Origin of the sequence: Glycomyces sp. L485 (assembly GCF_022548875.1) — a bacterium.
GTDB lineage: Bacteria > Actinomycetota > Actinomycetes > Mycobacteriales > Micromonosporaceae > Glycomyces.
On record NZ_JAKZEW010000015.1, the window covers coordinates 23237 to 46117 of the forward strand.

Consider the following 22881-nt stretch of genomic DNA (forward strand, 5'->3'; position numbering starts at 1 on the left):
CTTATCCTCCGTCGCACCTGCGCTTATCAGAACTGCTCGGCCGCGGCCATGAGCTTCCTCGCGGCCTGGTGCAGCGCATGGAGCACCGTCATGACCGCCGGACGGCCGGTCGAGGCGGTGCGGTGCACGGCGTAGACGTCGCGACCCGACAGCGGCTCGGCGACACGGCGCACCGCCACGTCGCGGCGCTCGGCCGCGGCCATCCACGGCGCGACGGTCACTCCGAGGCCCTTCGCCACCAGCGTCAGGATCGTGTCCAGGCCCTCGAACTCCGAGACCGGCGCCGTGATGCCCTCGGCGCGCCACAGCCGGTCCAGGGCCATCCGCGACGGCTCGCCTTCGGGCGAGGCGATCCAGGACTCGTCGGCGAGCGCATGCGCAGAGAGCTTCCGTTCGGACGCCAGCGGGTGCCGGGACGGCAGGACCGCGACGAGCGGGTCGGAGACGAGGTGATGGTAGGTGAGCGGGCCGATCGTCGGCGGGCGGCGGATCCCCGACCAGTCGTCGATGAGGGCCAGGTCGATCTCACCTGAGCGGACGCGGCTGAGGCTCTCGGTCACCGTGTGCTGCTGGCGGAGCACCATGGTCAGCTCGGGGTAGCGGCGCAGGCGCCGCACGATCGGGCCGGCGAGGGCGACCGCGACGGTCGGGAAGGCGGTGATGATGACCCGGCCCCTCGGTTCGGCGGCGTCGGCGGCCAGATCGGTCTCGGCGGCGTCGATCGCGTCGAGGATCGAGCCGGTGTGCTCCACGAGACGGCGTCCCGCGTCGGTCAGCTGCGCCGATCTGGCGGTGCGTTCCAGCAGGGCGACACCGGTCTCCTTCTCCAGAGCGGCCAACTGCTGCGAGACGGCCGAGGCGGTCTGGCCGGTCGCCAAGGCAGTGGCGACTATCGATCCGTGGGCGGCGAATTCGTAGAGGAGGCGCAGGCGGCGGACATCCAGCATAAGTAAATCTTACTCTCGGCAAAAGCTAGAGATACTTGCATTGATGCTCTGTTCATACCACTCTTAGCGTTACAGGTAACATCCATGAAGGAGACACCAGTGACAGTCTCAGCCACCCTCGCCGCCAGCGAGACGATCGCCGCCCGTCGAGCCGCCGGACAGGAGGTGCTCGCGCTCGCCTTCGGAGAGGCGGGAATCCCGGTTCACCCCTTGCTGGGACAGCGACTGGCGAAGGCCGCGGCGCAGACCTCGTACGGCCCGGTCGCGGGGATCCGCCCGGCCCGCGAGGCCGCCGCGGGGTACTGGTCGCGGCGGGGTCTGACCACAGAGTCGGGTCAGGTGGTGCTCGGGCCGGGTTCGAAGCCCCTGCTGTTCGCGGTCCTGCGCGCGGTCGGCGGCGACGCGGTCATCCCCCGGCCCGCGTGGGTCTCCTATGCGGCGCAGGCGGAGCTCATCGGCCGTACGCCGATCCGCGTGCCGGGGCCGGAGGGCGAGGGCGGCGTACCGGACGCCGACGCGCTTGACGCGGCGGTGCGGGCGGCGCGGGCCGAGGGCCGCGATCCGCGGATCGTGGTCGCCACACTGCCGGACAACCCGACCGGGCGGCTCGCCTCCGAGCGCGCGGTCAAGGAGATGTGCGAGGCGGCCCGAGCGCTGGACCTGGTGGTCCTGGCCGACGAGATCTACCGGGACCTGGTCTTCGACGACGGGGACTTCCCCTCGCCGGCGACCTGGGCGCCGGAGCGGACGGTGACGACGACCGCGCTGTCGAAGAACTACGCGCTCGGCGGGTGGCGTATCGGCGCGGCTCGGTTCCCCGATTCGCAGATGGGCGAACAGCTCAGGGAAGCGGTCCGGGGCATCGCCTCCGAGGTGTGGTCGTCCACGCCGATGCCGATGCAGCACGCCGCGGCCTACGCCTGGTCGGATCCGGTGGAGTTGGTCGACCGGCTCGTGGCCGCGAGACGCCTGCACGGCTCGGTGGCGCGGTCGGTCGCCGAGGCGTTCGCGGACGTCGGCTGCGAGGTGCTCCGGCCGCAGGGCGGGTTCTACGTGTGGCCCGACTTCGCGCCCCTGCGGGAACTGCTGGAGGCGCGCTGGTCGGTGAAGACCGGCGCGGACCTCGCGCGGGTACTGCTCGACGAGTTCGGCGTCGGGGTGCTGCCGGGTTCGGCGTTCGGCGACGAAATGGAGTCGCTGACGGTGCGGGTGGCGGTTCCGGGGCTGTACGGATCGTCGGACTCCGAGCGTCTGGCTGCGCTGGTCTCGGACGATCCTGTGGGGTTGCCGTGGATCGCCGACGCGCTCGAGGGGCTGCGCGGTACGTTGGCCGCGCTCACGTCCACATGTTGAGCGCGGTGATCGTCGCGTAGACGACGGCCACGACGACGACGATGCCGATGATCAGGAACACGACACCGACGAACCGCTGGACCTCCAGTTCGCGCCCTTCCCTGACCGGACCCCTCCAGCGGCCGTAGCGCCAGTGGTCGCGGCCGGGAGTGAGATCGTCGAGGTCCCACAGGAGCGCCTGGAGGTCTTCGAGGCTCTCGGCCCGGCGCGCCAGCTGGCGGCGCAGCCGGTACTCCTGCGCGTCGATCCTGCCGCGGCGGCGGGCGACGGCGAGTCGGTTCAGTGTGATCCGCTTGTCGGTCTTCGAAGCGCGAGATGCATAGGCGTCCATGGCACCCTCCCCACCTGCTCTGTCTCAATCATGACAGAGAAAGGGATTCCCCGCACACCTCGCTTCACGCGGCTCAGTCGAGGAGATCCGTGACCGCCCGCGCCAGTTCGGTGTCCTTTTCGGAGACTTTGTGGCCGGCGGAGTGCGTTGTGGTGGAGACGGTGAGCTTGTTGTAGCGGATCGTCAGGTCCGCGTGGTGGTTCCGCTGCTCTTGGAGCCAGCCGACAGCGGACGCCGCCGAGACTGCGGCGAGGTGCCCGTCGAACGTCCAGGACCGCTCCAGGCGGTCACGTTCATGGTGCCAGCCAGGCAGTTCGGACAGCGCGAGCTCGATCTCTGCTTCGGTCATCGGTTGGTCGCTCATACCTCGATTGTGTCAGCTCTCGTCGACGAGCGAGACGACTCCGGTGTCCAGGTCGTAGACGGCGCCGACGACGAGGACGCCGTCGAGGGAGGCGCGCCTGCCGAGGTCGGCGACGGTGCGGCGGACTTGGAGCCGCATCGCGTGAGAGGCGGTGTTCGGTTCCTCACCGGACTCGGCGAGGGCTTGCGAGGCGGGCTGCCACAACTGCTCGACGAGGTAGCCGCTGCGCGGGTCGTGCGACTCTTCCTCTACGGCGTGCAGGGCGGCGTTGATCGCGCCGCACCGCTCGTGGCCGAGCACCACGACCAGGGACACGCCCAGTTCGGCGGCGGCGAATTCGAGGGAGCCGACCGCGGCCCGGTCGGGGACGTGCCCGGCGGTTCGCACGACGAGCAGCTGGCCGAAGTCGCAGTCGAACACGGATTCGGCGGTCACCCGCGAATCGATGCAGGTGAACACCGCCGCGGAGGGCTGCTGGTCGGGGGCGGCGGTTCGGGCTGCGACGATGTCCCGCCTGTATCGGGGTTCGCCGGCGACGAATCGGCCGTTGCCGTCGAGCAGGTCGACCAGCGTCGAGGCGGCGCGGTGGTTCTCCATGAGCGAGGTTGCGGTCATCTCTGGCACCCCTGAATAGTGCCGGAGGCGAACACACCGACGCAAGGGGAACCTGCTCAGGGACACAGACGTTTTACAAACTCGTCGTTATAGATTCGTGACATGTTAGTTCTGAATCAGGATGAAGGAGTCTCGAAGTCATATCCTATGATGCCCTTACGCCAACTTCACCAGTCTGACCTGGAGGAATCAGTGCGCACCTACGGCGACGGCTGCCCTGCCGCACACGCCCTCGACCTCGTCGGCGAGCGCTGGTCGCTCCTGATCGTCCGCGAACTCTTGCTCGGGCCGAAGCGCTTCACCGACCTCCGCGGCGGCCTCGACGGCGCCAGCGCCAACGTCATCTCCCAGCGGCTGCGCGAGCTCGAATCGCACGGCGTCGTCACCAGGCGCCGCCTGCCGCCTCCGGCGGCCTCCAAGGTGTACGAGCTGACCGAATGGGGCCGCGAGCTCGAAGGCGTTATCGTGCGGCTGCTGCGCTGGGGCGCTCGCTCGGCCGGGATGCCGCTGGATACGCCGATCGGCGCCGACGCGCTCATCCTTTCGCTACGGGGCCTGTTCATGCCCGTCGCCGCCCAGGGCTTCGACGCGGCCTTCGAGCTGTGGATCGAGGACCGCCCGTTCATCGCCGAGGTCTTGGACTCGTCGCTCATCCTGGCCCCCGGCCGCCCCGAGCACCCGCACGCGGTCATCCGCACCGACCCCGAGACGCTCAAGCGCCTCACCCTCGGCGGGCGCAGCCTCGACGTGTCGCTGCACGCCGGCCGCATCACCGTCCAGGGCGACCAGGCCATGGCCGAGCGGTTTCTCGGCATGTTCCGGCTGCCCGAGCCCGCGGCGGCCTCCCGGATAGACGGGGACCTGACCTAGGCGGTGTCCGGTGATACCGAGGCTGGGATCACCAGACCCCTAGATCACGTTCCGCTTGACCTTCGGCCTGACCTTGGCGAAGCCCCCGCCGACGCCGGCCGGCCGGGCCCGGCGGTCGGTGATGAGCATGTGCCCCGGCGCGTGCGTGATCGCGAACGGCAGCTTCGCGGCGACGACCGCCTCCTGCAGCGTCACGCCGCACGCCCAGAACACCGGGACGTCACCGGGCGCCGGATCGACCGGGTCGCCGAAGTCGGGCCGGCCCAGGTCCCGGATGCCGAGTGCGGCCGGGCCGCCCACGTGAACCGGCAGACCGTGTGCGTACGGCATCCGCGCCGTGACCATCGCCGCCCTCGCCACCAGGTGCGGGGGCATCGGCCGCATGGACACCACGATGCGCGAGCGGAACCGCCCGGCCGACAGGCACGGCAGGCCCGTACGGTACATCGGCACGTTGCTGCCCTGTTCGAGGTGGCGCAACGGGATCCCTTCGCTCTCCAGCAGCGGCTCGAACGTGAAGCTGCATCCGATCAGGAGCGTCACCAGGTCGTCGCCCCACACCGAGGTCGCGTCGGTCCTCCAGTCGACCAACGACCCGTTCCGCCACACCAGGTAGGCGGGCAGGTCGCGGCGGAGGTCGACGCCCTCGGCGAGCGAAGTGGTGAACCGGCCTGGCCCGACGATCTCGAGCAGCGGGCACGCCCTGGGGTTACGGACGGCGAAGCGGCGCAGGGCGACGGCGTGGCGGCGGGGCACGCTGACCAGATTGGCCTGTACATACCCCTTCGACCAGCCGCTCGTGGGGGCGACCAGCCCGCCGCGGAACCTCGCTCGGGCGTCGGCGGGCAGAACCATCGCTTCGGGGCGCTGTCTTGTGAACATGTCTCCTCCTCGATGTCTCGGTAGACCGAGCATCGGGGACGGCCCGCCAGAAGACTCATGAGTTCTTCACGAGTCCGAACCGATTGCCCATGCAACCGTTCAACAATGGATCACCGAATGCACCTACAATGGGTATCCGCACTTTTTCACCCCGCGTGCTGACGCATCGAACAGCCAGGGCCCGGCGCGGTCGGCACGCCGCCCAGGGAGGTCGCCCATGGAGTTCGGCATCCTCGGCCCCCTGCAGTTGACGAAGGCGGGCGCCCCCGTCCCGCTGCCCGGACGGATCCTGCCCCGGCTCATCGCCGTGCTGCTCCTCGAAGCCGGACACGTCGTGCCCCCGGCGAAACTCGTCGAAGCACTCTGGGACGACCGCCCGCCGGCGACCGCCCGCCGTCAGATACAGAACACCGTCGCCACCGCCCGCGGCAGGCTGTTCGACTACGAGGCGGCCGAACTGGAGACCGTCGGCGACGGCTATCGGCTGCGGCTGCGCCCCGAGAAGCTCGACTCGCTCCGATTCCGGACGAGTGTGCGCATCGCCCGCGAACAGGTCGCCGCCTCCGAACCCGAAGCGGCCCTGACCGGACTGCGCGAAGCGCTCGCGCTGTGGCGCGGACCGGCGCTCGCCGGGCTGTCGGGCAGGATCATCGAGGCCGGCGCGCGGCTGTGGAACGAGGATCGAGCCGCCGCCGAAGAGGAACGCGCCGAACTCGAGCTGGCGCTGCGCACCTCCGCTCCTGTCGTCTCCGACCTACGGCGCGTCCTCGAGGACCACCCCTACCGGCAGCACGCCGCCGAACTGCTCATGACCGCCCTGCACCGCGACGCACGCGTCGCCGAAGCGCTCGAGGTGTACGAACGGATGCGCCGCCGGCTCGCCGACGAACTCGGCATCGACCCCGGCCAGCGCCTGCGGGACCTCCACACCGCGATCCTGCGCGACGACCCCGTGCTCGGCGTCCCCAAGGAGACCCCCGAGTTCACGCCGAAGCGCGAACCACTGCCCGCCCCGGCCCAGCTGCCTTCCGACAGCGTCCACTTCACCGGTAGAAGCGACCTCATCGCCGTTCTCGACCGGCTCCTCGGACCCGGACCGAGCACCGCCGTCCTGTCCGGTATCGGCGGCACCGGCAAGACCACCCTCGCGCTTCACTGGGCTCACCGGGTGCGCGAGCAGTTCCCCGACGGCCAGCTCTACGTCAATCTGCGCGGCTTCGACCGGGCCCCGCCGCTCACCCCGCTGGACGCGCTCGCCGGGTTCCTTCGGGCGCTTCGCGTCCCCACCGAGGCCATCCCCTCCGACCCCGACGAGGCCGCGGCCCTCTACCGGTCCCGCCTCGCCGACACCAGGACCCTCGTCATCCTCGACAACGCTCGCGGCTCCGAGCAGGTCAAACCGCTGCTGCCCGCCACCGTGGGCTGCACCGCCGTCGTCACCAGCCGGTTCCGGCTGCCCGAACTGTCGACCGTCCACGACGTCCTCCCGGTCACGGTCGCCTCACTCGACCTCGACGACTCGGTGGCGCTGCTCACGAGCCTCATCCGCGCCGACCGCGTCGCCGCCGAACCCGAGGCCGCGCTCCGGCTCGCGAAGATGTGCTCAGGGCTGCCCTTGGCGCTCAGGATTATCGGCACCAACCTCGGCGGGCAACCCGACGCGACACTCACCGAGACCGCCGCAGCGCTGTCCGACCGCGACCGGCTCGCCCGGCTCACGGTCGAAGGCGACCCGACCACCACCGTCGCCGCGGCGTTCGACCTCTCCTATCAGTCGCTCCAGCCCGACGAGGAACTGCTGTACCTCAACTTGTCGCTGCTGCCTGCCGCGGACTTCGGCAAGGACCTGGCCGTCGCCCTCACCAGATGGGAGCCGAACGCGGCCGAACGGATCCTCTCCCGACTCGTCGCCGCGCACCGCATCGAGGAGTACCGGCCCGGCCGCTACCGATTCCACGACCTAGTGCGCGAATACGCGCGCCGCAAGGCCGAGGAAGCGTACGACCCGACCGCGATCCAGCGGCTGCGCGAACAGGTCGTCAACTGGTACGCCACCTCCGGCCCGTTCCTGCCGACCGGAGAGTACCGCAACATCGTCGCCACCTTCCTCGAATGGAACGGGCACCCGAGCGTCTCGCGGCTCCTCAACCGGCTCATCGCGTTCGCCGACGCCGGCTACCGCGTCGAGCCGACCGACTCGGTCTACGAGCTGCCCGAACTCGCGTCCGTCGCCGAACAGGCCATCGAAACCGGAAGACGATCCGACGACCCGGTGGACGCGGTCCGCGCCTACGCGCTGGCGGACGCCGTCGCCTACGCCTCGGGCGAACTCGCCAAGTCGATGGCCTACGCGCAGAAGACCCTCGAGGCGCTGCGACGCACCCCCGAAGGCGACCGCACCGGCAAGGCCCGCAACGACCTCGGAACCACCTTGACGCAGCTGGGACGATACCGCGAGGCGGTGTCGCTGCTGCGCGAAGCCGTCGTCGCCGCCGAGCGCTCGGGCTACAGCGACGTCCGAGTCGAGGTCCTCACCTCGCTGGGGTCGGTCCTCGGGCGAATGGGGATCTTCGCCGAGTCCGAGGCCCTCCTGCTGCGCGCCTGCGACATCAACGCCTCCATCGACGACGGGCGCGAATCGGTCTATCCGCTGCTGCAACTGGCCGAGCTCTACATCGACATGGGCCGCGTGACCGCCGCGGAGGAGCTCTGCCACCGCATAGCCGAGATGCTGCACGATCACCCCTCGAAGTTCTTCCGCGCCAGGCTCTACTCCAGGCAGGCCGCGGTCCACTCCGCCGACGAGGACTTCGTGCGCGCCGAGGCCGCGCTACTGCGCGGCATCGAACTGGTCGAAGAGATCAACAGCAGGCGCCACCAGCTGGCTTACACCTACCAGCTCGCCGAGCTGCTCGTCGACACCGGCCAGATCGACCGTGCCCGCGAGGCGCTCGATCGCGTCGCAGAGTTCGACCGGTACCAGACTTCCCTGACCCTCGCGATCAAAGCGCGCGTGCTCTGCAAGCTCCACACGCGCGCCGGCGACCCGCGACGGGCGATCAGCCTGGGGCGTCAGGCCTGCGACGTGTTCGCGGCCATGCCCGACCCGATGCGCCAGGCGAGGAGCCTGCTGGCCCTCGCCGACGCCTACGCGCGCGCGGGCGACCTCGAGTCGGCCGCGGACTGCCGTACCGAGGCGAATAGTCTGCGCGCGAGCCTGAAGTCGGCGCTGAACATGCGCTCCGCCTCCTAAGGCAAGGAGCCGTGGGACACGCCGATCAATGTCAACGAGTGACCCACGGTGTCGTCCCCTGGTGACGGTATCCGGAATCGGAACGGGCCCCGCTTCGGCGGGGCCCTTCGCGTTGTGGGGCAGGCAGGACTTGAACCCGCGACCTGACGATTATGAGTCGTTTGCTCTGACCAGCTGAGCTACTGCCCCAAGCGACCAGTATCCTCTCATACCTTCAGGCTCGGCGGTGTTCCGAGGGGCCGGATTGCAGGTCGGTCCCGACAGTGTCACAAGGTGGCAATCACCTGGTGCGGCCTCTGCTTATGTTGCATGATGTTCACAGAAGCCGAGTCATTTGGAAACGTCGGTATGGGAGTACCCGACCCATATTCCCTGTTTGGCCGATAACATCTGAGTTACTTTCACAACGTTTCCATAACGACATGTGGAGCCGTGGCCGGGCTCTCCTTAAGATTCGGCTCACTCGCATCGTGGGGTGTTTCTCGAACATTGCACGACACTCCCGGTGCCCGAACCTTCGAGGGGGCGCATTGAGACGTGCAGTAATGGTGCTGTCGGCCGTGCTGGTCGGCCTGGTTCTGGGGCTGGGGGTGAGCAGCACCGCCCAAGCACAAGGAGAAACCGGCGTCAAAGGTACATTGAAGGACCAAGACGACAATCTGATCTCCGAGGTCGAGATCACCGTCTCCGACGCCGACGGCAATGAGATCGCGACGACCGCCAGCGCCGAGGACGGCACCTGGTCCGTCCCACTGGAATCGCCCGGCACGTACCTCGTCGCTCTCGATGAGTCGACGCTTCCGAACGGCCTGCTGGTGCGCAACGGGCGACCGCAGCTCGAAGTGGAAGTGCGGGCCTCCGAACGGACCGTCCTGTTCCCACTCGACACGCAGCTCGACCCCAACGCCCAGCCTCAGGAGACCGAAGCTCCCGGCGGGAGCGATTCCACCGGCGATGGCGAGGAGGAGACCACCGGCGCCGTCGAGGCCGAGGACGAGATCGACCCTGAGATCGAGAGCGCCGCCGGCCCCACCCGCGCCGTCAGCCTCCTGTTCTCCGGCATCCACTTCGGGCTCATGATCGCGCTCGCCGCGGTCGGGCTGTCGATGGTCTTCGGCACCACCGGGCTGACCAACTTCTCCCACGGCGACCTGGTCACCTTCGGCGGCGTCATGGCCCTCATGTTCAACATCATCGTCGGACTGCCGGTCTGGGCCGCCGTCATCGGCGCCGTCGCCGCCGGAGCCCTGTTCGGCTGGCTCCAGGACTGGGGCCTGTGGTCGCGCCTGCGCAAACGCGGCACGGGGCTGATCACGATGATGATCATCTCCATCGGTGTCGCGCTCCTCATCCGCTTCGCCACGCTGTTCTTCGTCGGCGGCGAACGACGCCGCTACGACGAATACGTCGGTCAGACGCCCTGGGATCTGGGGTGGCTGGTCATCACGCCCAAGGAGGTCTACACCGGTCTGATCGCGGCACTCGTCTGCTCCGCGGTGGGGCTGGCACTCGTGTTCACCCGACTGGGCAAGGCGACCCGCGCGGTCGCCGACAACCCTTCGCTGGCGTCGTCGACCGGCATCGACGTCAACCGGGTGATCCGGCTGGTCTGGACGATCGGCGGGGCGCTCGCCGCGCTCGCCGGCGTGTTCCTGTCCGTCAACGACGGCGTCAAGTTCGACATGGGCCAGCACCTGCTGCTCCTGGTATTCGCCGCAGTCGTCCTCGGCGGCCTCGGCACAGCGTTCGGAGCCTTCATCGGCGCCATGCTCATCGGCATCTTCGTTCAGATGTCCACGCTGGTCATCGCGCCCGAGCTGAAATACGTCGGAGCGCTGGCCGTACTCATCATCGTCATGCTCACGCGACCACAGGGCATCCTGGGCCGCCGAGAGCGGATCGGCTGAGGTTAGGAGACTGCAATGGATTGGCACTTCGTCTTCAGCCAGGCCCTCACACAGGCCATCGGCCCGACCATGCTCATCTACGCCATCGCGGCGATCGGGCTCAACGTGCAGTTCGGTTACACCGGGCTGCTCAACTTCGGCCAGGCCGCCTTCGCTGCCATGGGCGCCTACGGGCTCGCCCTGGCGGTCGTCGCATTCGGGCTGCCGTTCGGATGGGGCATCCTCATCGGATTCGGGGCCGCCATCGTGATGGCGCTGCTGCTCGGCATCCCGACACTGCGGCTGCGCGCCGACTATCTGGCGATCGTCACCATCGCCGCGGCCGAGATCGTACGGCGACTGGCCCGCGCGACCGTCTGGTCCGAGTACACCGGCGGCTCCGACGGCATGCGCGGTTTCAGCGAGCCGTTCTTCGAGCTGAGCCCCTACAACCCGGACGCGAACTGGTCGGTCCTGTTCGTATCGATGGACGGCGGGCGGCTCATCGTCGACCTGGGAATCGTCGACTTCCAGTACTCCAGCCGCGACCTGTGGGTCATGACCGTCGGCTGGATCCTCGTGGCGATCTTCCTGGTCGTGGTCGGCCTGCTCGTCCACAGCCCGTGGGGCCGCGTCCTCAAGGGCATCAGGGAGGACGAGGAGGCCGTGCGCAGCCTCGGCAAGAACGTCTTCGCCTACAAGATGCAGGCACTGGTCATCGGCGGCATCATCGGCGCCGCGGCCGGGTTCATCTTCGCGCTCAGCCGCGCGAACGTCCAGCCCGACACCTTCAGCACCGACTTCACGTTCTACTTCTACGTGGTGTTGATCCTCGGTGGCGCGGCCCGGCTGTTCGGCCCCGTCCTCGGCGCGGCCCTGTTCTGGTTCCTGTTCAACCTGCTGTCGCTGACGCTCAACCAGGGCATCCGCTCCGATTTGATCCCACGGGAGGTGCTGGCGCCGACCCAGGTCGGCCCGCTGGTGTTCTTCCTGATGGGCCTGGGCATGGTCCTGTTGCTCATCTTCCGCCCGCAGGGCATCCTCGGTAATAGAAGGGAGCTGATGCTCGATGTCAGATAGCGAATTCGAGCGCGAGCCCGAAGTGTTCCGCGAGATGCACCAGGCGGCGCTGGCCGCGCTCGCGGACGTCCAGCCCGAACCGGGCGTGGCGAAGCCGGACCCGATCCTGACCGCGTCGGGCATCAGGCGCTCCTTCGGCGGCCTCGTGGCCGTCGACGTCGACCACCTCGAGGTTCAGCGGGGCACCATCACCGCGCTCATCGGGCCTAACGGCGCCGGGAAGACGACCCTGTTCAACCTGCTCACCGGCTTCGACCGGCCGAGCAGCGGCAAGTGGGACTTCGACGGCAGGAGCGCCAAACGACTGCGGTCGTACCAGGTGGCGCGGGCCGGGATGGTCCGGACCTTCCAGCTGACGAAGGCGCTCACCCGCATGACCGTCATGGACAACATGCTCATCGCCGCGTCCGCTCAGCTCGGCGAGCGCATGTGGGCGGGCCTCATCCCCGGCCTGTGGAAGGCCCAGGAGGCCGCCAACCGCGAGCGGGCCATGGAGCTGCTGGAGCGGTTCAAGCTCATCGACAAGCGAGAGGACTACGCCGGGGAGCTCTCGGGCGGCCAGCGCAAGCTCCTGGAGATGGCGCGTGCGCTCATGCTGGAGCCGAAGATGGTCATGCTCGACGAGCCGATGGCCGGGGTGAACCCGGCGTTGAAGCAGACGCTGCTCGAGCACATCAAGGGATTGCGCGAGGACGGGATGACGGTGCTGTTCGTGGAGCACGACATGGACATGGTCCACGAGATCGCCGACTGGGTGGCGGTCATGGCCGCGGGCCAGCTCATCACCGAGGGCACGCCGGACCAGATCTCGTCCGATCCGCGCGTGATCGACGCCTATCTCGGCGCCCACCACGACGCAGCGGCTCACTAGGGGGACACAGGATGTCTGACGAGGAAGTCAATGAATTGGCCGGGGGCATCGCTCCGACGGGCGTGCCGCTGGCGGAGGTGCCTGAGTCGTCCGCGGAGGTGCATTCGCGCGAGGGCCATCTGGCCGCGTCCGGCGATGCGCTGCTGCGCGCCGATGAGGTGGTCGCCGGGTACATCCCGGGCGTGTCGATCTTGAACGGGACCGATCTGTACGCCGACGAGGGCGAGCTGGTTGGGATCATCGGGCCGAACGGGGCGGGCAAGTCGACGCTGCTGAAGGCGATCTTCGGGCTGGTGAGCATCACTTCGGGGACGGTGATGCTGCGCGGCGAGAAGATCACGAACCTCAAGGCGCACCAGTTGGTGCCTCGAGGCGTGGGTTTCGTGCCGCAGTCGAACAACGTGTTCCCGACGCTGTCGGTCCTGGAGAACCTGGAGATGGGCGTGTTCCTGCGTCCGAAGAAGTTCAGGCAGCGGTTCGACTTCGTCGCCGACCTGTTCCCGGTGCTCGCCGACCGGCGGTCGCAGCGGGCCGGGTCGCTGTCAGGCGGTGAGCGGCAGATGGTGGCGATGGGCCGGGCGTTGATGATGGAGCCGTCGGTGCTGCTGCTCGACGAGCCGTCGGCGGGTCTGTCGCCGGCGATGCAGGATGAGGTCTTCTTCAACACGAAGCAGATCAATTCGACCGGTGTCACGGTGGTCATGGTCGAGCAGAACGCTCGGCGGTGCCTCCAGATCTGCGACCGGGGTTACGTCCTGGACCAGGGAAAGAGCGCCTACACGGGCCCGGGTGCGGGCTTGATCGACGACCCGAAGGTCGTCGAGCTCTACCTCGGCACCCTGGGCAAGGCGCGCTAGGCGGAGAGTGGACCGCCCTCGGGCCCGGCGTGCCGCCGGGCCCGAGGGCGGTTCTTTTCGTTCCGGTCGGGGACGGAGAACGAAAGGGGCGGTTCCCGGTGGGAACCGCCCCGATGATCATCGGCGAACGTGAGCTCTACTCGAGCGTCTGCTCGACGTAGTCGACGTTCTCGTAGGTGTTGTCGGGACCGTACTGGTAGATCCCGATGGTCGCGGCTGTGACGTCGCCTTCGGGCGAGAACTCGATCGGGCCGGACTGGCCTTGGTAGTCGATGTCCTCACCGGCGTCGAGCAGCTCCACGCATTCGGCGAAGTCGCTGCACTGGGTGCCTCCGCTGGAGACGTCGATCATGTTGTCCTTGACGGTGTCGGAGTCGTACGATCCGCCGGCGACGGCGGCGAGGGCCACGAGCATCGTGGCGTCGTAGGACTCGGCGGCGTACGAGAAGTCCTCGAGATCGGGATCGATCTCCAGGAGGCGGTCCTGGATGCCCGACGGGTCGGCGCCGGGCAGCGTGCCCTTGGTGCCTTCCAGCATGCCCTCGGGGAACTCGTCGCCGTAGTTGGACAGGTTGCCGTCGACGAAGTACCAGCCCAGGTCCTGAGCGCTGAGGTTCGACTCGGCGAGCTCGGGCGCGAGGTTGGTGATCTCGTTGAAGGTGATCAGCACGACCGCGTCGGCGTCGGCCGCGGCGAGGGCGGAGACTTCAGCGGAGAACTCGGTGGCGTTCGGGTCGTAGATCTCCTTCATGACCACCTCGCCGCCGAAATCGACGACGTTCTGCTCGACCGCGTCGGCCAGGCCGGTGCCATAGGAGTCCTGCAGTGCCAGGATGGCGACCTTCTCGTGTCCGTCGGCGATGACCTGGTCGGCGAGCACGCGGCCCTGGAGGACGTCCGAAGGCGCGGTCCGGAAGTAGTAGTCGCCGCGCTCATAGGTCGTGAAGTCCGGAGAGGTGTTCGCCGGCGAGACCTGGACGATGCCCTCTTCGTAGAGCTTGTCGATGAACTGGAACGACACGCCGGACGAGGCGGAGCCGATGACGACGTCCACATCCTGAGCGATCAAGGCGTCCGCGGACTGGCTGGCGATGTCGGTCGACGTGTCGCCGGAGTCCTCGTGGAGGACGTCGACACATTCGTCCAGCACTCCCCCGGCCTCGTTGATCTCCTCGATCGCAAGGTTGACCCCGGCGAATTCAGGCGGGCCGAGGAAGGCGAGCGAGCCGGTCTGCGGCAGGATCGTGCCGATTTTCATTCCGCAGTCGGCGTCCGAACTTCCTGAGTCCTCGTCGCCGCCGCAGGCTGCGAGCGCGAATGCTGTGGCACCCGCTGTCGCTGCTGCTAGCAGTACTCGGGGAAAGCGAGACATGTCTTCTCCTAGTTGTGTTCGAGATGAGCATCCGTTGACCGGTTCCGAGGTTGACGTGATGCGAGTTACACCCTATTGCCCCAGGGGCTCCCGCGCTAGGTGCCGTAACCACACCCGATCCGATATGTGATAGGCCCGTGATCTTTTGTCCGATAGCTTTCCGAATCTTTTCGGCTGTGAGAACCGCGCATTTTGTATCCATTGCGGAATTCACCTCAAAGGGCACGAAACCACATAGACGGCGGTTCTCAAGATAACAGAGATACGGGCGTGATTCGGGATATCCTTCCCCCTTCTGTGGGAGTCGGTCCGCTTCACAGGGGGAGGGCGGCGCAGCCCCGGCCTTGACCTTCCGACTCGCCCGATCCTAGGGTTACTCCTCGCAGGGAGATCCGGAAGCCCATAAGGCACAGACGGAAGAGGCGACCACATGCTCGACATCCTCGTGGCCGGCGGCGTCGGCGTCGACACGATCGTCCGCGTCCCCGAGATCAAGGTCTTCGAGGGCGACAACCTGGGGGTCGAACCGATCCGGGACTTCGTCGCCCACACCGGCAACGGGGTGGCCCTCGGCTGCCTGCACCTGAGGCTGGCGACCCGCTTCATCGACTACATCGGCGAGGACACCCAGGGCGAGATGATCCTGCGCCGCTACGAGGAGGAAGGCCTGGACTTCCGCCACCTGATCTCCGAGCGAGGCACCTCCCGGTCGGTGAACCTGGTCGACGACGAGGGCCGGCGCTTCTCCTTCTACGACTTCCGGCACGCCCCGGACCTGCGCCTGCCACCGGATTTCTACAGGCCGCACCTGGCCGAGGCGGCCCACGTCCACATCTCGATCGCGAACGTCACCCGCGCCATGCTCGCCGACCTCGACGACGGCGTGCCAGTCTCGACCGACCTGCACGCCTGGGACGGCGAATCGGACCACCACAAGGACTACGCGCTGCGCGCCGACACCGTCTTCCTGTCGGTCGCCAAGCTCGGTGGCCGGCACGAGCAGGCGATGCGGTGGATCATCGACAACGGCCGCGCGTCGCTGGTGGTCGCGACCGCCGGCGAGCGGGGAGGTTACGTCCTGGAGCGTGCCGGGTCGGTCTGGCCCTACCCGGCCCTGGATCCGGTCGCGGAGCTGAGCGGGGCGCTCCCCGAATGGGCCGGCTGGAGGCCGGTCGACTCCAACGGCGCCGGCGACGCCTTCGTCTCGGGCTTCCTGTGGGCGAGGCGCCGCGGCGAGGACCTCGGGAGCGCGGTCGACGCCGGACGCATCGCCGGGGCCTTCGCCTGCCGCAAAGAGGGCACCCACTCCGAGTTCATCGACGAGCCGCTCCTCGCCGAGAGCCTCGCGGTCCTGCGGCGGTTAGTCGGCGCGGCTCTCGGTCATGGCCTTGGCTCGGGCGATGACGTCGTCGAACGGGGACGGCTCTGTCGGCCTCGGCGGCCCGAGCTCCCGGCGGTCGGGCTGGACCACCAGCATCAGGGCCGTGCCCACGAGCGCGGCCACCACCGGGGCCCCCAGGCCGATCTCGGGAACCGGCCAGAGGCCGGCGGTGGCGCCCGCGATGATCATGTAGGCACCCCAGGTGAGGATCGACCACGCGGCCGCGAAGATGATCAAGTCGCGGCGGCGACGCAGGTCCGGGCGCACCAGCCAGGTCAGCAGGTCGGCCAGCGCGCCGGATGCGAGGAACAACCAGACGAATCCCGTGTTGTCGAAGCCGGTGTTGGCCCCTGCCATGAGGGCGGGGTAGAGGAACGCGACGGTGAAGAAGCCCGGCGGGAGTCCGAACCGGCCGGTGGCGAGCAGGACCGTGCCGAGCACGAGGACAGTGGTGAACATGATGCCCGCCACCGGGAACGAGGCGAACTCGTGGGGGCCGCGGAGGGCGAGGGCCACTTCGGTCGGCCGGTGGGCGAAGGCGATGACGTAGCTGAGGAAGAGCACGAGCGCCGAGAACGCGTAGCCGAGGGCGAGTGCGGGGGCGGCGAAGCGCAGGTACGGGGGGATCGGTTCGGGTTCGGCGTCGAGGGCTGAACGGCGCCAGGCGGACAGCCAGGGGGCGAGGACGATGAGGAGGCCGCCGAGGGCCAGGCCCAGATGCGAAGGGCTGAAGAGGATGTCGAGGCTCTCTTCGACGCCGAGGATCGAGTGCCAGAGCATGTCGCCGAGACCGGAGACGATGAACAGGGGGGCGCCGACGATGGCGGGCCCGTAGCCGTGGGGGACGGCGGCGAGGCCGGTGCGGCCGTCGGACCGGTGGGCGCGGACGAGGAGGTAGCCGATCCAGATCGCGGTTGCGAAGAAGCCGGTGTAGAAGGCCAGGTGCCACCAGGTGAAGAAGTCTTCGACCCAGTCGCGGGCGTGGGCGTTGACGTCGAGGAGGAGTCCGCCGAAGAACCAGGCGGAGAACGCGGCGGTGGTGAGGTCCTGCCACCAGGTCGCGAAGAGTCGAGGGTGCCTGGAGTCCTTCAGCAGGTGCATTTTGTATTCCAGCAATCGGTCTAGGGGTGTCATGGCCATGAGCTCATCATGGCGCATGAGCCTGTACGACGCAATTGCGGATCGTTACGCGAATGCGAGGAGGTGCAGGTGCGGCCGGGGTTTCATCGCGCGACCGGTTTCTGCAGAGTCAGCACGCGGGTCACGGTGCCGTCGTCGTTGGATTTGTCGCGGACGTGCGTGAAGCCGAGCTTGTCGAGGACCGCGAGGGAGGCGGTGTTCGGCGCTGCCACGGTTGCGTGCACCTGGTCGAGTCCGAGGCCGTCGAAGCCGTAGTGGGCGATCGCGGCCGCCAGCTCGGTTCCGAGGCCGGTGCCCCAGCTCGCCGGAGTCAGCGCGTAGACGAGCTCGTGGCCTCCGGAGACCTCGGTGGGTTTGATCTCGGCGTGCCCGATAAGGCGGCCGTCCTTGCGCACGGCCCAGACGTCGAATGCGTTCCTGTCGTAGACCTTGGTGAAGATCCGGCCGAACAGTGCTCGGCCCTCCGCTTCGGGGACGGGGCCGTCGCCGATCCATTGCGACACCCGGGTGTCGCCGAACAGGGCGACGAAGTCCTCCTCGTCATCGGGGACGTAGGGTTCGAGGAGCAGACGCTCGGTTCGCAGCGTAGGGGTCATGGGCCGAGACGCTAATCGGTCGGCGGCCGCGTCCGCAATCGGATATCGGCCTATTCGAACCGGACCAGGAACATCGTCGGCCAGAGCTTCCCGGTGATGTAGAAGGTGTCCTCCTCTTCGGCGGCCGCGATGCCGTTGAGGACGTCGGCGGTCGCCGCTGCGTCTTGTGTGAGCATTCCGGAGGCGTCGACGACGGCGCCCACTTCACCGGTGGAGGGGTCGATGCGGACGATCTCGTCGGTCTGCCAGACGTTCGCCCACACCTGGCCGTCGACACATTCGAGCTCGTTGATCCGCTGGAGCGGTTCGCCTTCGAGGGTGACCTCGACGGTGCCCTGTTCCGCGAACGTGTCCGGGTCGCGGAAGGTGAGCTCGGCAGATCCGTCGCTCATGACGAGACGTCCGCCGTCATGGCAGATCCCCCAGCCTTCGCCCTCGTATTCGACCGTGTCGACGACGCCGAGGGTTTCGAGGTCCCTTTGGTAGGCGACGCCTTCCTGCCAGGTGATCTGCCAGACGGCGTCGTCGGTGAGGGTGAGGCCCTCGGCGAATTCGTCGCCGGGCAGCGCTTCGGAATCGAGGACGTCGCCGGTGCCGGGGTCGACGAGGCGGATGTCCGAAGAGCCGTAGAGGCCGGTGCTCTCGTAGAAGACGCCGTCGCGCAGTTCGAGTCCCTGCGTGAACGCGGCGGGGTCGTGGTCGAAGGTGTCGATGACTTCGACGCCGAGTCGTTGGACGCCAGGGGCTTCGGCGGGCTCGGACTCTTCGGCGTCGGCGGGCGCGCCGCATCCGGCGAGGGCGGCCAGCGCGGCGGCGCCGAGGAGTGCCGCGGCTCGTTTCTGATCGAACACTGATCTCATCTCCAGGAGCTTTCAGGTGTTGCTCAGTACCGTACTGGCTATGACAAATGAGGACAAGGCCAACCATCGGGGGTATTGACCGGAGCCCGGTGGCGCGGCGACTGGATGACAGGGGGTTCGTTCAGCTTCGCTTGCGCCACCGGGTGACGGTCGCGGAGACGGTGGCGCGGATCGGCTCGGGCAACTTCTCGACCGCCGCGGCGAGTGCGGCGGGATCGTGGTGCCGGGCGCTGGGTCCCATCGCGACGAGGCGCAGGGCGTCGTCACGGCCGAGTTCGATCACATATCGAAGCTCGTCGGTCTGCTCGGCCGTGAACGCCGTGCCGAGCTGGTCGACGGTCCGCTGCGGTTTCGCGGGGTCGACGCTCAACAGTTCCAAGGCGCCGACGAGTTCGCGCAGGTGGTCCTGCCGGGGGGTCAGCACCACCAGCAATCCTCTCGGGTGGAGGATTCGCGCGATCTCGTCGGGGTTGCGGGGGGCGAAGACGTTGAGGACCGCGGCGGCGGCGCCGTCGCGTACCGGCAGTCGGGTCCACGCGTCGGCGAGCACTGCGGCGAGTCGCCCTTGGGTTCCGGCGGCTCGCCGCAGAACTCTTCGCGCCGTTCGGCGCAGCGCGTACTTGGAGGTGTCGAGGCCGATGCCTTCGCGCCGCTCGTCGGCGTCGAGGGCGGCGGCGAGGTAGTGGCCGGTGCCGCAGCCCGGTTCGACGAGGACGCCGGGTGCGTCGGTGAGGCAGGCGCGCGCGGTCGCGTCGATGAGCGGGTCGAAGGCGCCCAAGGACAGGAAGTCCTCTCGGGCCGCGATCTGGTCGGCCGTGTCGCCGGTGGTGGTGTTGGCTCCGGGGGCGATCAAGGGTGCGTAGCCCTGTTTGGCGAGGTCGAAGGAGTGTCCGTCGGGGCAGTGGAGCCGACGTTCGGTCTGATCGAGGGCCTGGCCGCAGTTGGGGCAGGCGAGCGCGTGGAGCGCGGGGAGCGTCATCGGGCGTCCTCGGGGTCGAGCAGGTGTACGAAGGCGCGGTAGGACGCGACCAGGTCGACCGAGTCGGGCTCGTGGAGCCACTGGAACTGGAGGCCGTCCATGATCGCGATGAGCAGGGGCGCGACTTCGGCGGGGGTGAGCCCGGACGGGAGCCGATCGCCCCATTCGCGGCGGAGCACCGATTCCATCCCCCTCCTGGTGCGGCGGTAGCGGTCGTGGAAGTACTCCCCGGCGGGGTGGTCTTCGGTGACGGACTCGCCGAGGAGCGCCGAGAAGGTCCGGATGAGTTCGGGGCGTGCGGCATTGGCCTGGACGAGCGTGTCGAGGCCGGCCATGGTCCAGGAGCTCTCGACCGCTTCGGGAGAGCCGCCGTTGTCCCACTCATCCCTTTGGCGCAGCACCTCGATGAGCAGCTCGTCCTTGGTCGGGAAGTAGTGGAGCAGGCCCTGCTGGGTGAGGCCGACCTTCTCTGCCACGGCGGCGAGGCTGGAGCCGCGGAAGCCGCGCTCGGCGATCACTTCGATCGCGGCGCGCACGATCTCCTCGCGGCGGGCCCGGCCTCGGGCTCCGTGCCTGACTCCATTGTGCGATACGGGTGCTGGTGGCATCGGCTGCTCTCTGACGGTGGGCGGGCTCCAACGGTACAGACTGGGGAATAACAATTCGGTTGCATGTCCTACCGGTCATTCGGCGACGATGCCACACTGCTCGTATCCACACGGAAAGGCAAGGCCATGAGTGACGCCGAATGGACGGTCCCGGCCGACCGCCCCGAGTACGACGACGCCGTCGAGGCCGCGCTCGCAGGTCTCGACCTCGACACCAAGGCCGCTCTGCTCGCCGGCATCGACATGTGGCGACTGCTGGAGATCCCCGAGATCGGGCTGCGGTCGATGACGGTCTCCGACGGCCCCATCGGCGTGCGCGGCCGGTTCTGGACGGTCGCCGATCCGTCCCTGGCCCTCCCGAGCCCGACTGCGCAGGCCGCCTCCTGGGACCCCGAGTTCGTGCGTGAAATCGGCCGCCTGCTCGCCGCCGAGGCCCGCCGCAAACATGTCGACGTGCTCCTCGCCCCGACGATCAACCTGCACCGTTCCCCGCTGGGCGGCAGGCACTTCGAGGCGTTCTCCGAGGACCCGTACCTGACCGGGAGCATCGCTCGGGCCTACGTGGCCGGCGTGCAGGAAGGCGGCGTCGGCACCACGATGAAGCACTACGTCGCCAACGACGCCGAGACCGACCGGTTCACTGTCGACAACATCATCGACGAGCGCGCCCTCCGCGAGCTTTACCTGCGGCCCTTCGAGATGACCGCCGAAACCGTGCGCCCGTGGGGCGTCATGACCGCCTACAACTCCGTGAACGGCCACACCATGACCGCCCACAGGCGGCTCATGCGCGTCCTGCGCGACGAATTCGGCTTCGACGGGTTCAACGTCTCGGACTGGTCCGCCGCCCGCCACACCGTCGAGGACATCGAAGCCGGCCTCGACCTGGCCATGCCGGGCCCGCACACCGTCTACGGGCCGCCGCTAGCCGAGGCCGTGCGCGAGGGCCGCGCCTCCGAAGCCGACGTCGACGCCGCCGTGCGCCGCGTCCTCAGACTCGCCGCCCGCGTCGGCGCGCTCCGCGGCGTCGAACCGGCCGTCACCGAACCGGCGGCCGGACCCGACGACGCCCGCGAGTTCCTCCGCGAGACCGCCCGCCGCTCCTTCGTACTGGTCAAGAACGACATCCCCGCAGGTGACGAAGCGCCGATGCTGCCCCTGGCCGGCGACGTCCTCCACAGCCTCGCGCTCATCGGCCCGGCCGCCGCCGACGCCCGCGTCCTCGGCGGCGGATCGGCCACCGTCTTCCCCGAACACGTCATCTCCCCGCTCGCCGGACTGCGCGAGCGCCTCGCAGACCGCGTCGACTACCACCAGGGCGTCGACCTGCACGAACAGATCCTCCCCGCCGCGAACGGCTTCGAACTGCGAGTGCGGCCGGTCGCGAACGACGGGACCGAGCGCCCCGCCGAACCGCTCGCGAACGGCGATGTCAAGTGGATGGGCTACACCCCCGGCATGTCCACCGACGACTTCCACCACGCCGTGCTCGACGGCACCTACACCGCCACGACCACCGGCGAACACACCTTCGGCACCCGCGGCTCGGGGCACATCAAACTCGACATCGGCGGCGAGACCGTGTTCGAAGACGACTACTCCGTCGACCCCGACGACCCGTTCGAGTCCTTCTTCGGCGCCGGGGTCGAACGCGGCACCGTCCATCTCGAACAGGGCCAGACCATCGACGTGCGCATGGAATTCACGCCGTTCGCCTTCCCACCCGGCTTCCCGCCGTCGGTCCTGTTCGGCCTCATGCACACCGAGCCGCGACCGGACGAGGACCGCCTCATCGCCGACGCCGTCGAGGCCGCCGGGCGCGCCGAGGCGGCCGTGGTCGTCGTCTCCACCACCGCCCTCACCGAATCCGAGGGCTGGGACCGGCCGAACCTGCGGCTTCCCGGCCGCCAAGACGAACTGGTCGCCGCCGTCGCCGCGGCCAACCCGAACACGATCGTGGTCGTCAACTCCGGTTCGCCCGTCGAGATGCCCTGGCGCGACGAGGTCGCCGCAATCCTCCTGACCTGGTTCCCCGGGCAGGAAGGGGGCCGCGCTCTGGCCGACGTCCTGCTCGGTGCCGAACCGGGCGGGCGACTGCCTACGACGTGGCCCAAGACGCTCGCCGACGCGCCGGTCACGCGCGTCGCGCCGGACGAGGAGGGCCGGCTGCACTACGCCGAGGGCGTCTTCATCGGTTACCGGGCGTGGGAGCGGCACGACGCCGAACCCGCCTACTGGTTCGGGCACGGTCTGTCCTATACCGAGTGGGACTACGAAGAGCTGTGCGTCGATGGCGAGGAGGTGACGGTGCGGGTGCGCAACTCGGGCGACCGCGCCGGACGCGAGGTCGTCCAGGTCTACCTCGCGCCGGGGGCCGACACGGCAGTGCCGGGCGGCATCGAGAAGCACCGGCTCGCCGCTTTCGAGGCGATCAGCGCCGAGGCGGGCGAGGCGGTGGAGGTGACCGTCACGCTCGACGGGCGCTCGTTCCAGGTGTGGGACGAGGCGGAAGCGGACTGGAGGACCGTCCTGGGGACGTGGACGGTGGAGGCGGGGCGTTCGGTCGCCGACCTGCGTCTGAGCGCGCAGCTCAAGAAGGCCCGGTAAGCGGACTGACGGCGGTGGGAGGGGCGAAT

The 22881-nt window shown here is 68.7% G+C and carries 20 protein-coding genes, 1 tRNA gene and 1 pseudogene; 9 read left to right on the forward strand and 13 right to left on the reverse strand.

Features of this window, described 5'->3' with window-relative positions; translation table 11 throughout:
- Positions 1 to 26: 26 nt before the first annotated feature.
- Entirely contained in the window at positions 27 to 947 is a 921-nt protein-coding gene (locus L0U85_RS21275; protein WP_347177410.1) for a LysR family transcriptional regulator, read from the reverse strand.
- A 99-nt stretch (positions 948 to 1046) separates the two neighbouring features.
- Here L0U85_RS21275 and L0U85_RS09785 point away from each other — a divergent pair, with 99 nt between their 5' ends.
- Positions 1047 to 2300: a pyridoxal phosphate-dependent aminotransferase gene (locus tag L0U85_RS09785; protein ID WP_241377578.1), complete on the forward strand. Its 1254-nt coding sequence runs from the start codon at positions 1047 to 1049 to the stop codon at positions 2298 to 2300.
- On the opposite strand, the gene L0U85_RS09790 is transcribed toward L0U85_RS09785, so the two are convergent.
- The 3 genes from L0U85_RS09790 to L0U85_RS09800 form a co-directional block, all read right to left on the reverse strand.
- Positions 2284 to 2631 (reverse strand): DUF1707 domain-containing protein, encoded by a 348-nt coding sequence (locus L0U85_RS09790; protein WP_241377579.1) that lies wholly within the window; start codon positions 2629 to 2631, stop codon positions 2284 to 2286. The genes L0U85_RS09785 and L0U85_RS09790 overlap by 17 nt on opposite strands.
- Before the next feature lie 73 nt (positions 2632 to 2704).
- The gene (locus L0U85_RS09795; protein ID WP_241377580.1) at positions 2705 to 2995 is read right to left on the reverse strand and encodes a 4a-hydroxytetrahydrobiopterin dehydratase; all 291 of its coding nucleotides are present in this window, start codon (positions 2993 to 2995) and stop codon (positions 2705 to 2707) included.
- A 12-nt stretch (positions 2996 to 3007) separates the two neighbouring features.
- Positions 3008 to 3610: a carbonic anhydrase gene (locus tag L0U85_RS09800; protein ID WP_241377581.1), complete on the reverse strand. Its 603-nt coding sequence runs from the start codon at positions 3608 to 3610 to the stop codon at positions 3008 to 3010.
- Positions 3611 to 3760: 150 nt separating this feature from the next.
- On the opposite strand from L0U85_RS09800, the gene L0U85_RS09805 reads away from it, so the two are divergent.
- Positions 3761 to 4480: a winged helix-turn-helix transcriptional regulator gene (locus tag L0U85_RS09805; protein ID WP_277605612.1), complete on the forward strand. Its 720-nt coding sequence runs from the start codon at positions 3761 to 3763 to the stop codon at positions 4478 to 4480.
- Positions 4481 to 4519: 39 nt separating this feature from the next.
- Here the strand turns inward: L0U85_RS09805 and L0U85_RS09810 are convergent, their stop codons facing one another.
- Positions 4520 to 5362, reverse strand: coding sequence for a putative hydro-lyase (locus tag L0U85_RS09810; protein WP_241377583.1), 843 nt, complete (start codon positions 5360 to 5362; stop codon positions 4520 to 4522).
- A gap of 217 nt (positions 5363 to 5579) precedes the next feature.
- On the opposite strand from L0U85_RS09810, the gene L0U85_RS09815 reads away from it, so the two are divergent.
- On the forward strand, positions 5580 to 8615 hold the full coding sequence (locus tag L0U85_RS09815) for a BTAD domain-containing putative transcriptional regulator (protein WP_241377584.1): 3036 nt from the start codon (positions 5580 to 5582) through the stop codon (positions 8613 to 8615).
- Between the two features lie 115 nt (positions 8616 to 8730).
- Here L0U85_RS09815 and L0U85_RS09820 read toward each other — a convergent pair.
- Positions 8731 to 8804: transfer RNA gene (locus L0U85_RS09820), tRNA-Ile, on the reverse strand.
- 341 nt (positions 8805 to 9145) lie between these two features.
- Here L0U85_RS09820 and L0U85_RS09825 point away from each other — a divergent pair.
- Genes L0U85_RS09825 through L0U85_RS09840 form a run of 4 tightly spaced genes read left to right on the forward strand, consistent with a single transcriptional unit; the run spans position 9146 to position 13309 of the window.
- Complete coding sequence (locus L0U85_RS09825; RefSeq protein ID WP_241377585.1) at positions 9146 to 10522, forward strand: branched-chain amino acid ABC transporter permease; 1377 nt, start codon at positions 9146 to 9148, stop codon at positions 10520 to 10522.
- A 15-nt stretch (positions 10523 to 10537) separates the two neighbouring features.
- On the forward strand, positions 10538 to 11581 hold the full coding sequence (locus L0U85_RS09830; protein ID WP_241377586.1) for a branched-chain amino acid ABC transporter permease: 1044 nt from the start codon (positions 10538 to 10540) through the stop codon (positions 11579 to 11581).
- Between the two features lie 34 nt (positions 11582 to 11615).
- Positions 11616 to 12452, forward strand: coding sequence for an ABC transporter ATP-binding protein (locus tag L0U85_RS09835; protein ID WP_347177413.1), 837 nt, complete (start codon positions 11616 to 11618; stop codon positions 12450 to 12452).
- A gap of 11 nt (positions 12453 to 12463) precedes the next feature.
- A complete protein-coding gene (locus L0U85_RS09840) occupies positions 12464 to 13309 on the forward strand; it encodes an ABC transporter ATP-binding protein (RefSeq protein WP_241377588.1) in 846 nt (281 codons plus the stop codon).
- A gap of 136 nt (positions 13310 to 13445) precedes the next feature.
- On the opposite strand, the gene L0U85_RS09845 is transcribed toward L0U85_RS09840, so the two are convergent.
- Both L0U85_RS09845 and L0U85_RS09850 read right to left on the reverse strand, forming a co-directional pair.
- Positions 13446 to 14681 (reverse strand): ABC transporter substrate-binding protein, encoded by a 1236-nt coding sequence (locus L0U85_RS09845; RefSeq protein ID WP_241377589.1) that lies wholly within the window; start codon positions 14679 to 14681, stop codon positions 13446 to 13448.
- A 373-nt stretch (positions 14682 to 15054) separates the two neighbouring features.
- A complete protein-coding gene (locus L0U85_RS09850) occupies positions 15055 to 15678 on the reverse strand; it encodes a hypothetical protein (RefSeq protein WP_241377633.1) in 624 nt (207 codons plus the stop codon).
- A 9-nt stretch (positions 15679 to 15687) separates the two neighbouring features.
- Between L0U85_RS09850 and L0U85_RS09855 the strand changes: the two are divergent.
- Positions 15688 to 15930: pseudogene (locus tag L0U85_RS09855) on the forward strand (hypothetical protein); the annotation flags it as partial.
- A 111-nt stretch (positions 15931 to 16041) separates the two neighbouring features.
- Here L0U85_RS09855 and L0U85_RS09860 read toward each other — a convergent pair.
- The 5 genes from L0U85_RS09860 to L0U85_RS09880 form a co-directional block, all read right to left on the reverse strand.
- Positions 16042 to 17178 carry a hypothetical protein gene (locus L0U85_RS09860; protein WP_241377634.1) on the reverse strand — a complete coding sequence of 379 codons (1137 nt, stop codon included), beginning with the start codon at positions 17176 to 17178 and terminating at the stop codon, positions 16042 to 16044.
- A gap of 107 nt (positions 17179 to 17285) precedes the next feature.
- Complete coding sequence (locus tag L0U85_RS09865; RefSeq protein WP_241377590.1) at positions 17286 to 17798, reverse strand: GNAT family N-acetyltransferase; 513 nt, start codon at positions 17796 to 17798, stop codon at positions 17286 to 17288.
- A gap of 50 nt (positions 17799 to 17848) precedes the next feature.
- A complete protein-coding gene (locus tag L0U85_RS09870; protein ID WP_241377591.1) occupies positions 17849 to 18658 on the reverse strand; it encodes a glutaminyl-peptide cyclotransferase in 810 nt (269 codons plus the stop codon).
- A 121-nt stretch (positions 18659 to 18779) separates the two neighbouring features.
- Positions 18780 to 19637: a putative RNA methyltransferase gene (locus L0U85_RS09875; protein ID WP_241377592.1), complete on the reverse strand. Its 858-nt coding sequence runs from the start codon at positions 19635 to 19637 to the stop codon at positions 18780 to 18782.
- On the reverse strand, positions 19634 to 20245 hold the full coding sequence (locus L0U85_RS09880) for a TetR/AcrR family transcriptional regulator (protein WP_241377593.1): 612 nt from the start codon (positions 20243 to 20245) through the stop codon (positions 19634 to 19636). Before L0U85_RS09880 ends, L0U85_RS09875 begins: the two co-directional genes overlap by 4 nt.
- 126 nt (positions 20246 to 20371) lie before the next feature.
- Here L0U85_RS09880 and L0U85_RS09885 point away from each other — a divergent pair, with 126 nt between their 5' ends.
- Positions 20372 to 22852, forward strand: coding sequence for a glycoside hydrolase family 3 C-terminal domain-containing protein (locus L0U85_RS09885; protein WP_241377594.1), 2481 nt, complete (start codon positions 20372 to 20374; stop codon positions 22850 to 22852).
- Positions 22853 to 22881 lie beyond the last annotated feature (29 nt).

Bases quoted from the DNA above. Each gene is read 5' to 3' on its own strand.
- L0U85_RS21275 (WP_347177410.1), bottom strand. From the start codon at position 947: ATGCTGGATGTCCGCCGCCTGCGCCTCCTCTACGAATTCGCCGCCCAC.
- L0U85_RS09790 (WP_241377579.1), bottom strand. From the start codon at position 2,631: ATGGACGCCTATGCATCTCGCGCTTCGAAGACCGACAAGCGGATCACA.
- L0U85_RS09795 (WP_241377580.1), bottom strand. From the start codon at position 2,995: ATGAGCGACCAACCGATGACCGAAGCAGAGATCGAGCTCGCGCTGTCC.
- L0U85_RS09800 (WP_241377581.1), bottom strand. From the start codon at position 3,610: ATGACCGCAACCTCGCTCATGGAGAACCACCGCGCCGCCTCGACGCTG.
- L0U85_RS09805 (WP_277605612.1), top strand. From the start codon at position 3,761: ATGCCCTTACGCCAACTTCACCAGTCTGACCTGGAGGAATCAGTGCGC.
- L0U85_RS09810 (WP_241377583.1), bottom strand. From the start codon at position 5,362: ATGTTCACAAGACAGCGCCCCGAAGCGATGGTTCTGCCCGCCGACGCC.
- L0U85_RS09815 (WP_241377584.1), top strand. From the start codon at position 5,580: ATGGAGTTCGGCATCCTCGGCCCCCTGCAGTTGACGAAGGCGGGCGCC.
- L0U85_RS09830 (WP_241377586.1), top strand. From the start codon at position 10,538: ATGGATTGGCACTTCGTCTTCAGCCAGGCCCTCACACAGGCCATCGGC.
- L0U85_RS09835 (WP_347177413.1), top strand. From the start codon at position 11,616: ATGCACCAGGCGGCGCTGGCCGCGCTCGCGGACGTCCAGCCCGAACCG.
- L0U85_RS09840 (WP_241377588.1), top strand. From the start codon at position 12,464: ATGTCTGACGAGGAAGTCAATGAATTGGCCGGGGGCATCGCTCCGACG.
- L0U85_RS09845 (WP_241377589.1), bottom strand. From the start codon at position 14,681: ATGTCTCGCTTTCCCCGAGTACTGCTAGCAGCAGCGACAGCGGGTGCC.
- L0U85_RS09865 (WP_241377590.1), bottom strand. From the start codon at position 17,798: ATGACCCCTACGCTGCGAACCGAGCGTCTGCTCCTCGAACCCTACGTC.
- L0U85_RS09870 (WP_241377591.1), bottom strand. From the start codon at position 18,658: ATGAGATCAGTGTTCGATCAGAAACGAGCCGCGGCACTCCTCGGCGCC.
- L0U85_RS09875 (WP_241377592.1), bottom strand. From the start codon at position 19,637: ATGACGCTCCCCGCGCTCCACGCGCTCGCCTGCCCCAACTGCGGCCAG.
- L0U85_RS09880 (WP_241377593.1), bottom strand. From the start codon at position 20,245: ATGCCACCAGCACCCGTATCGCACAATGGAGTCAGGCACGGAGCCCGA.
- L0U85_RS09885 (WP_241377594.1), top strand. From the start codon at position 20,372: ATGAGTGACGCCGAATGGACGGTCCCGGCCGACCGCCCCGAGTACGAC.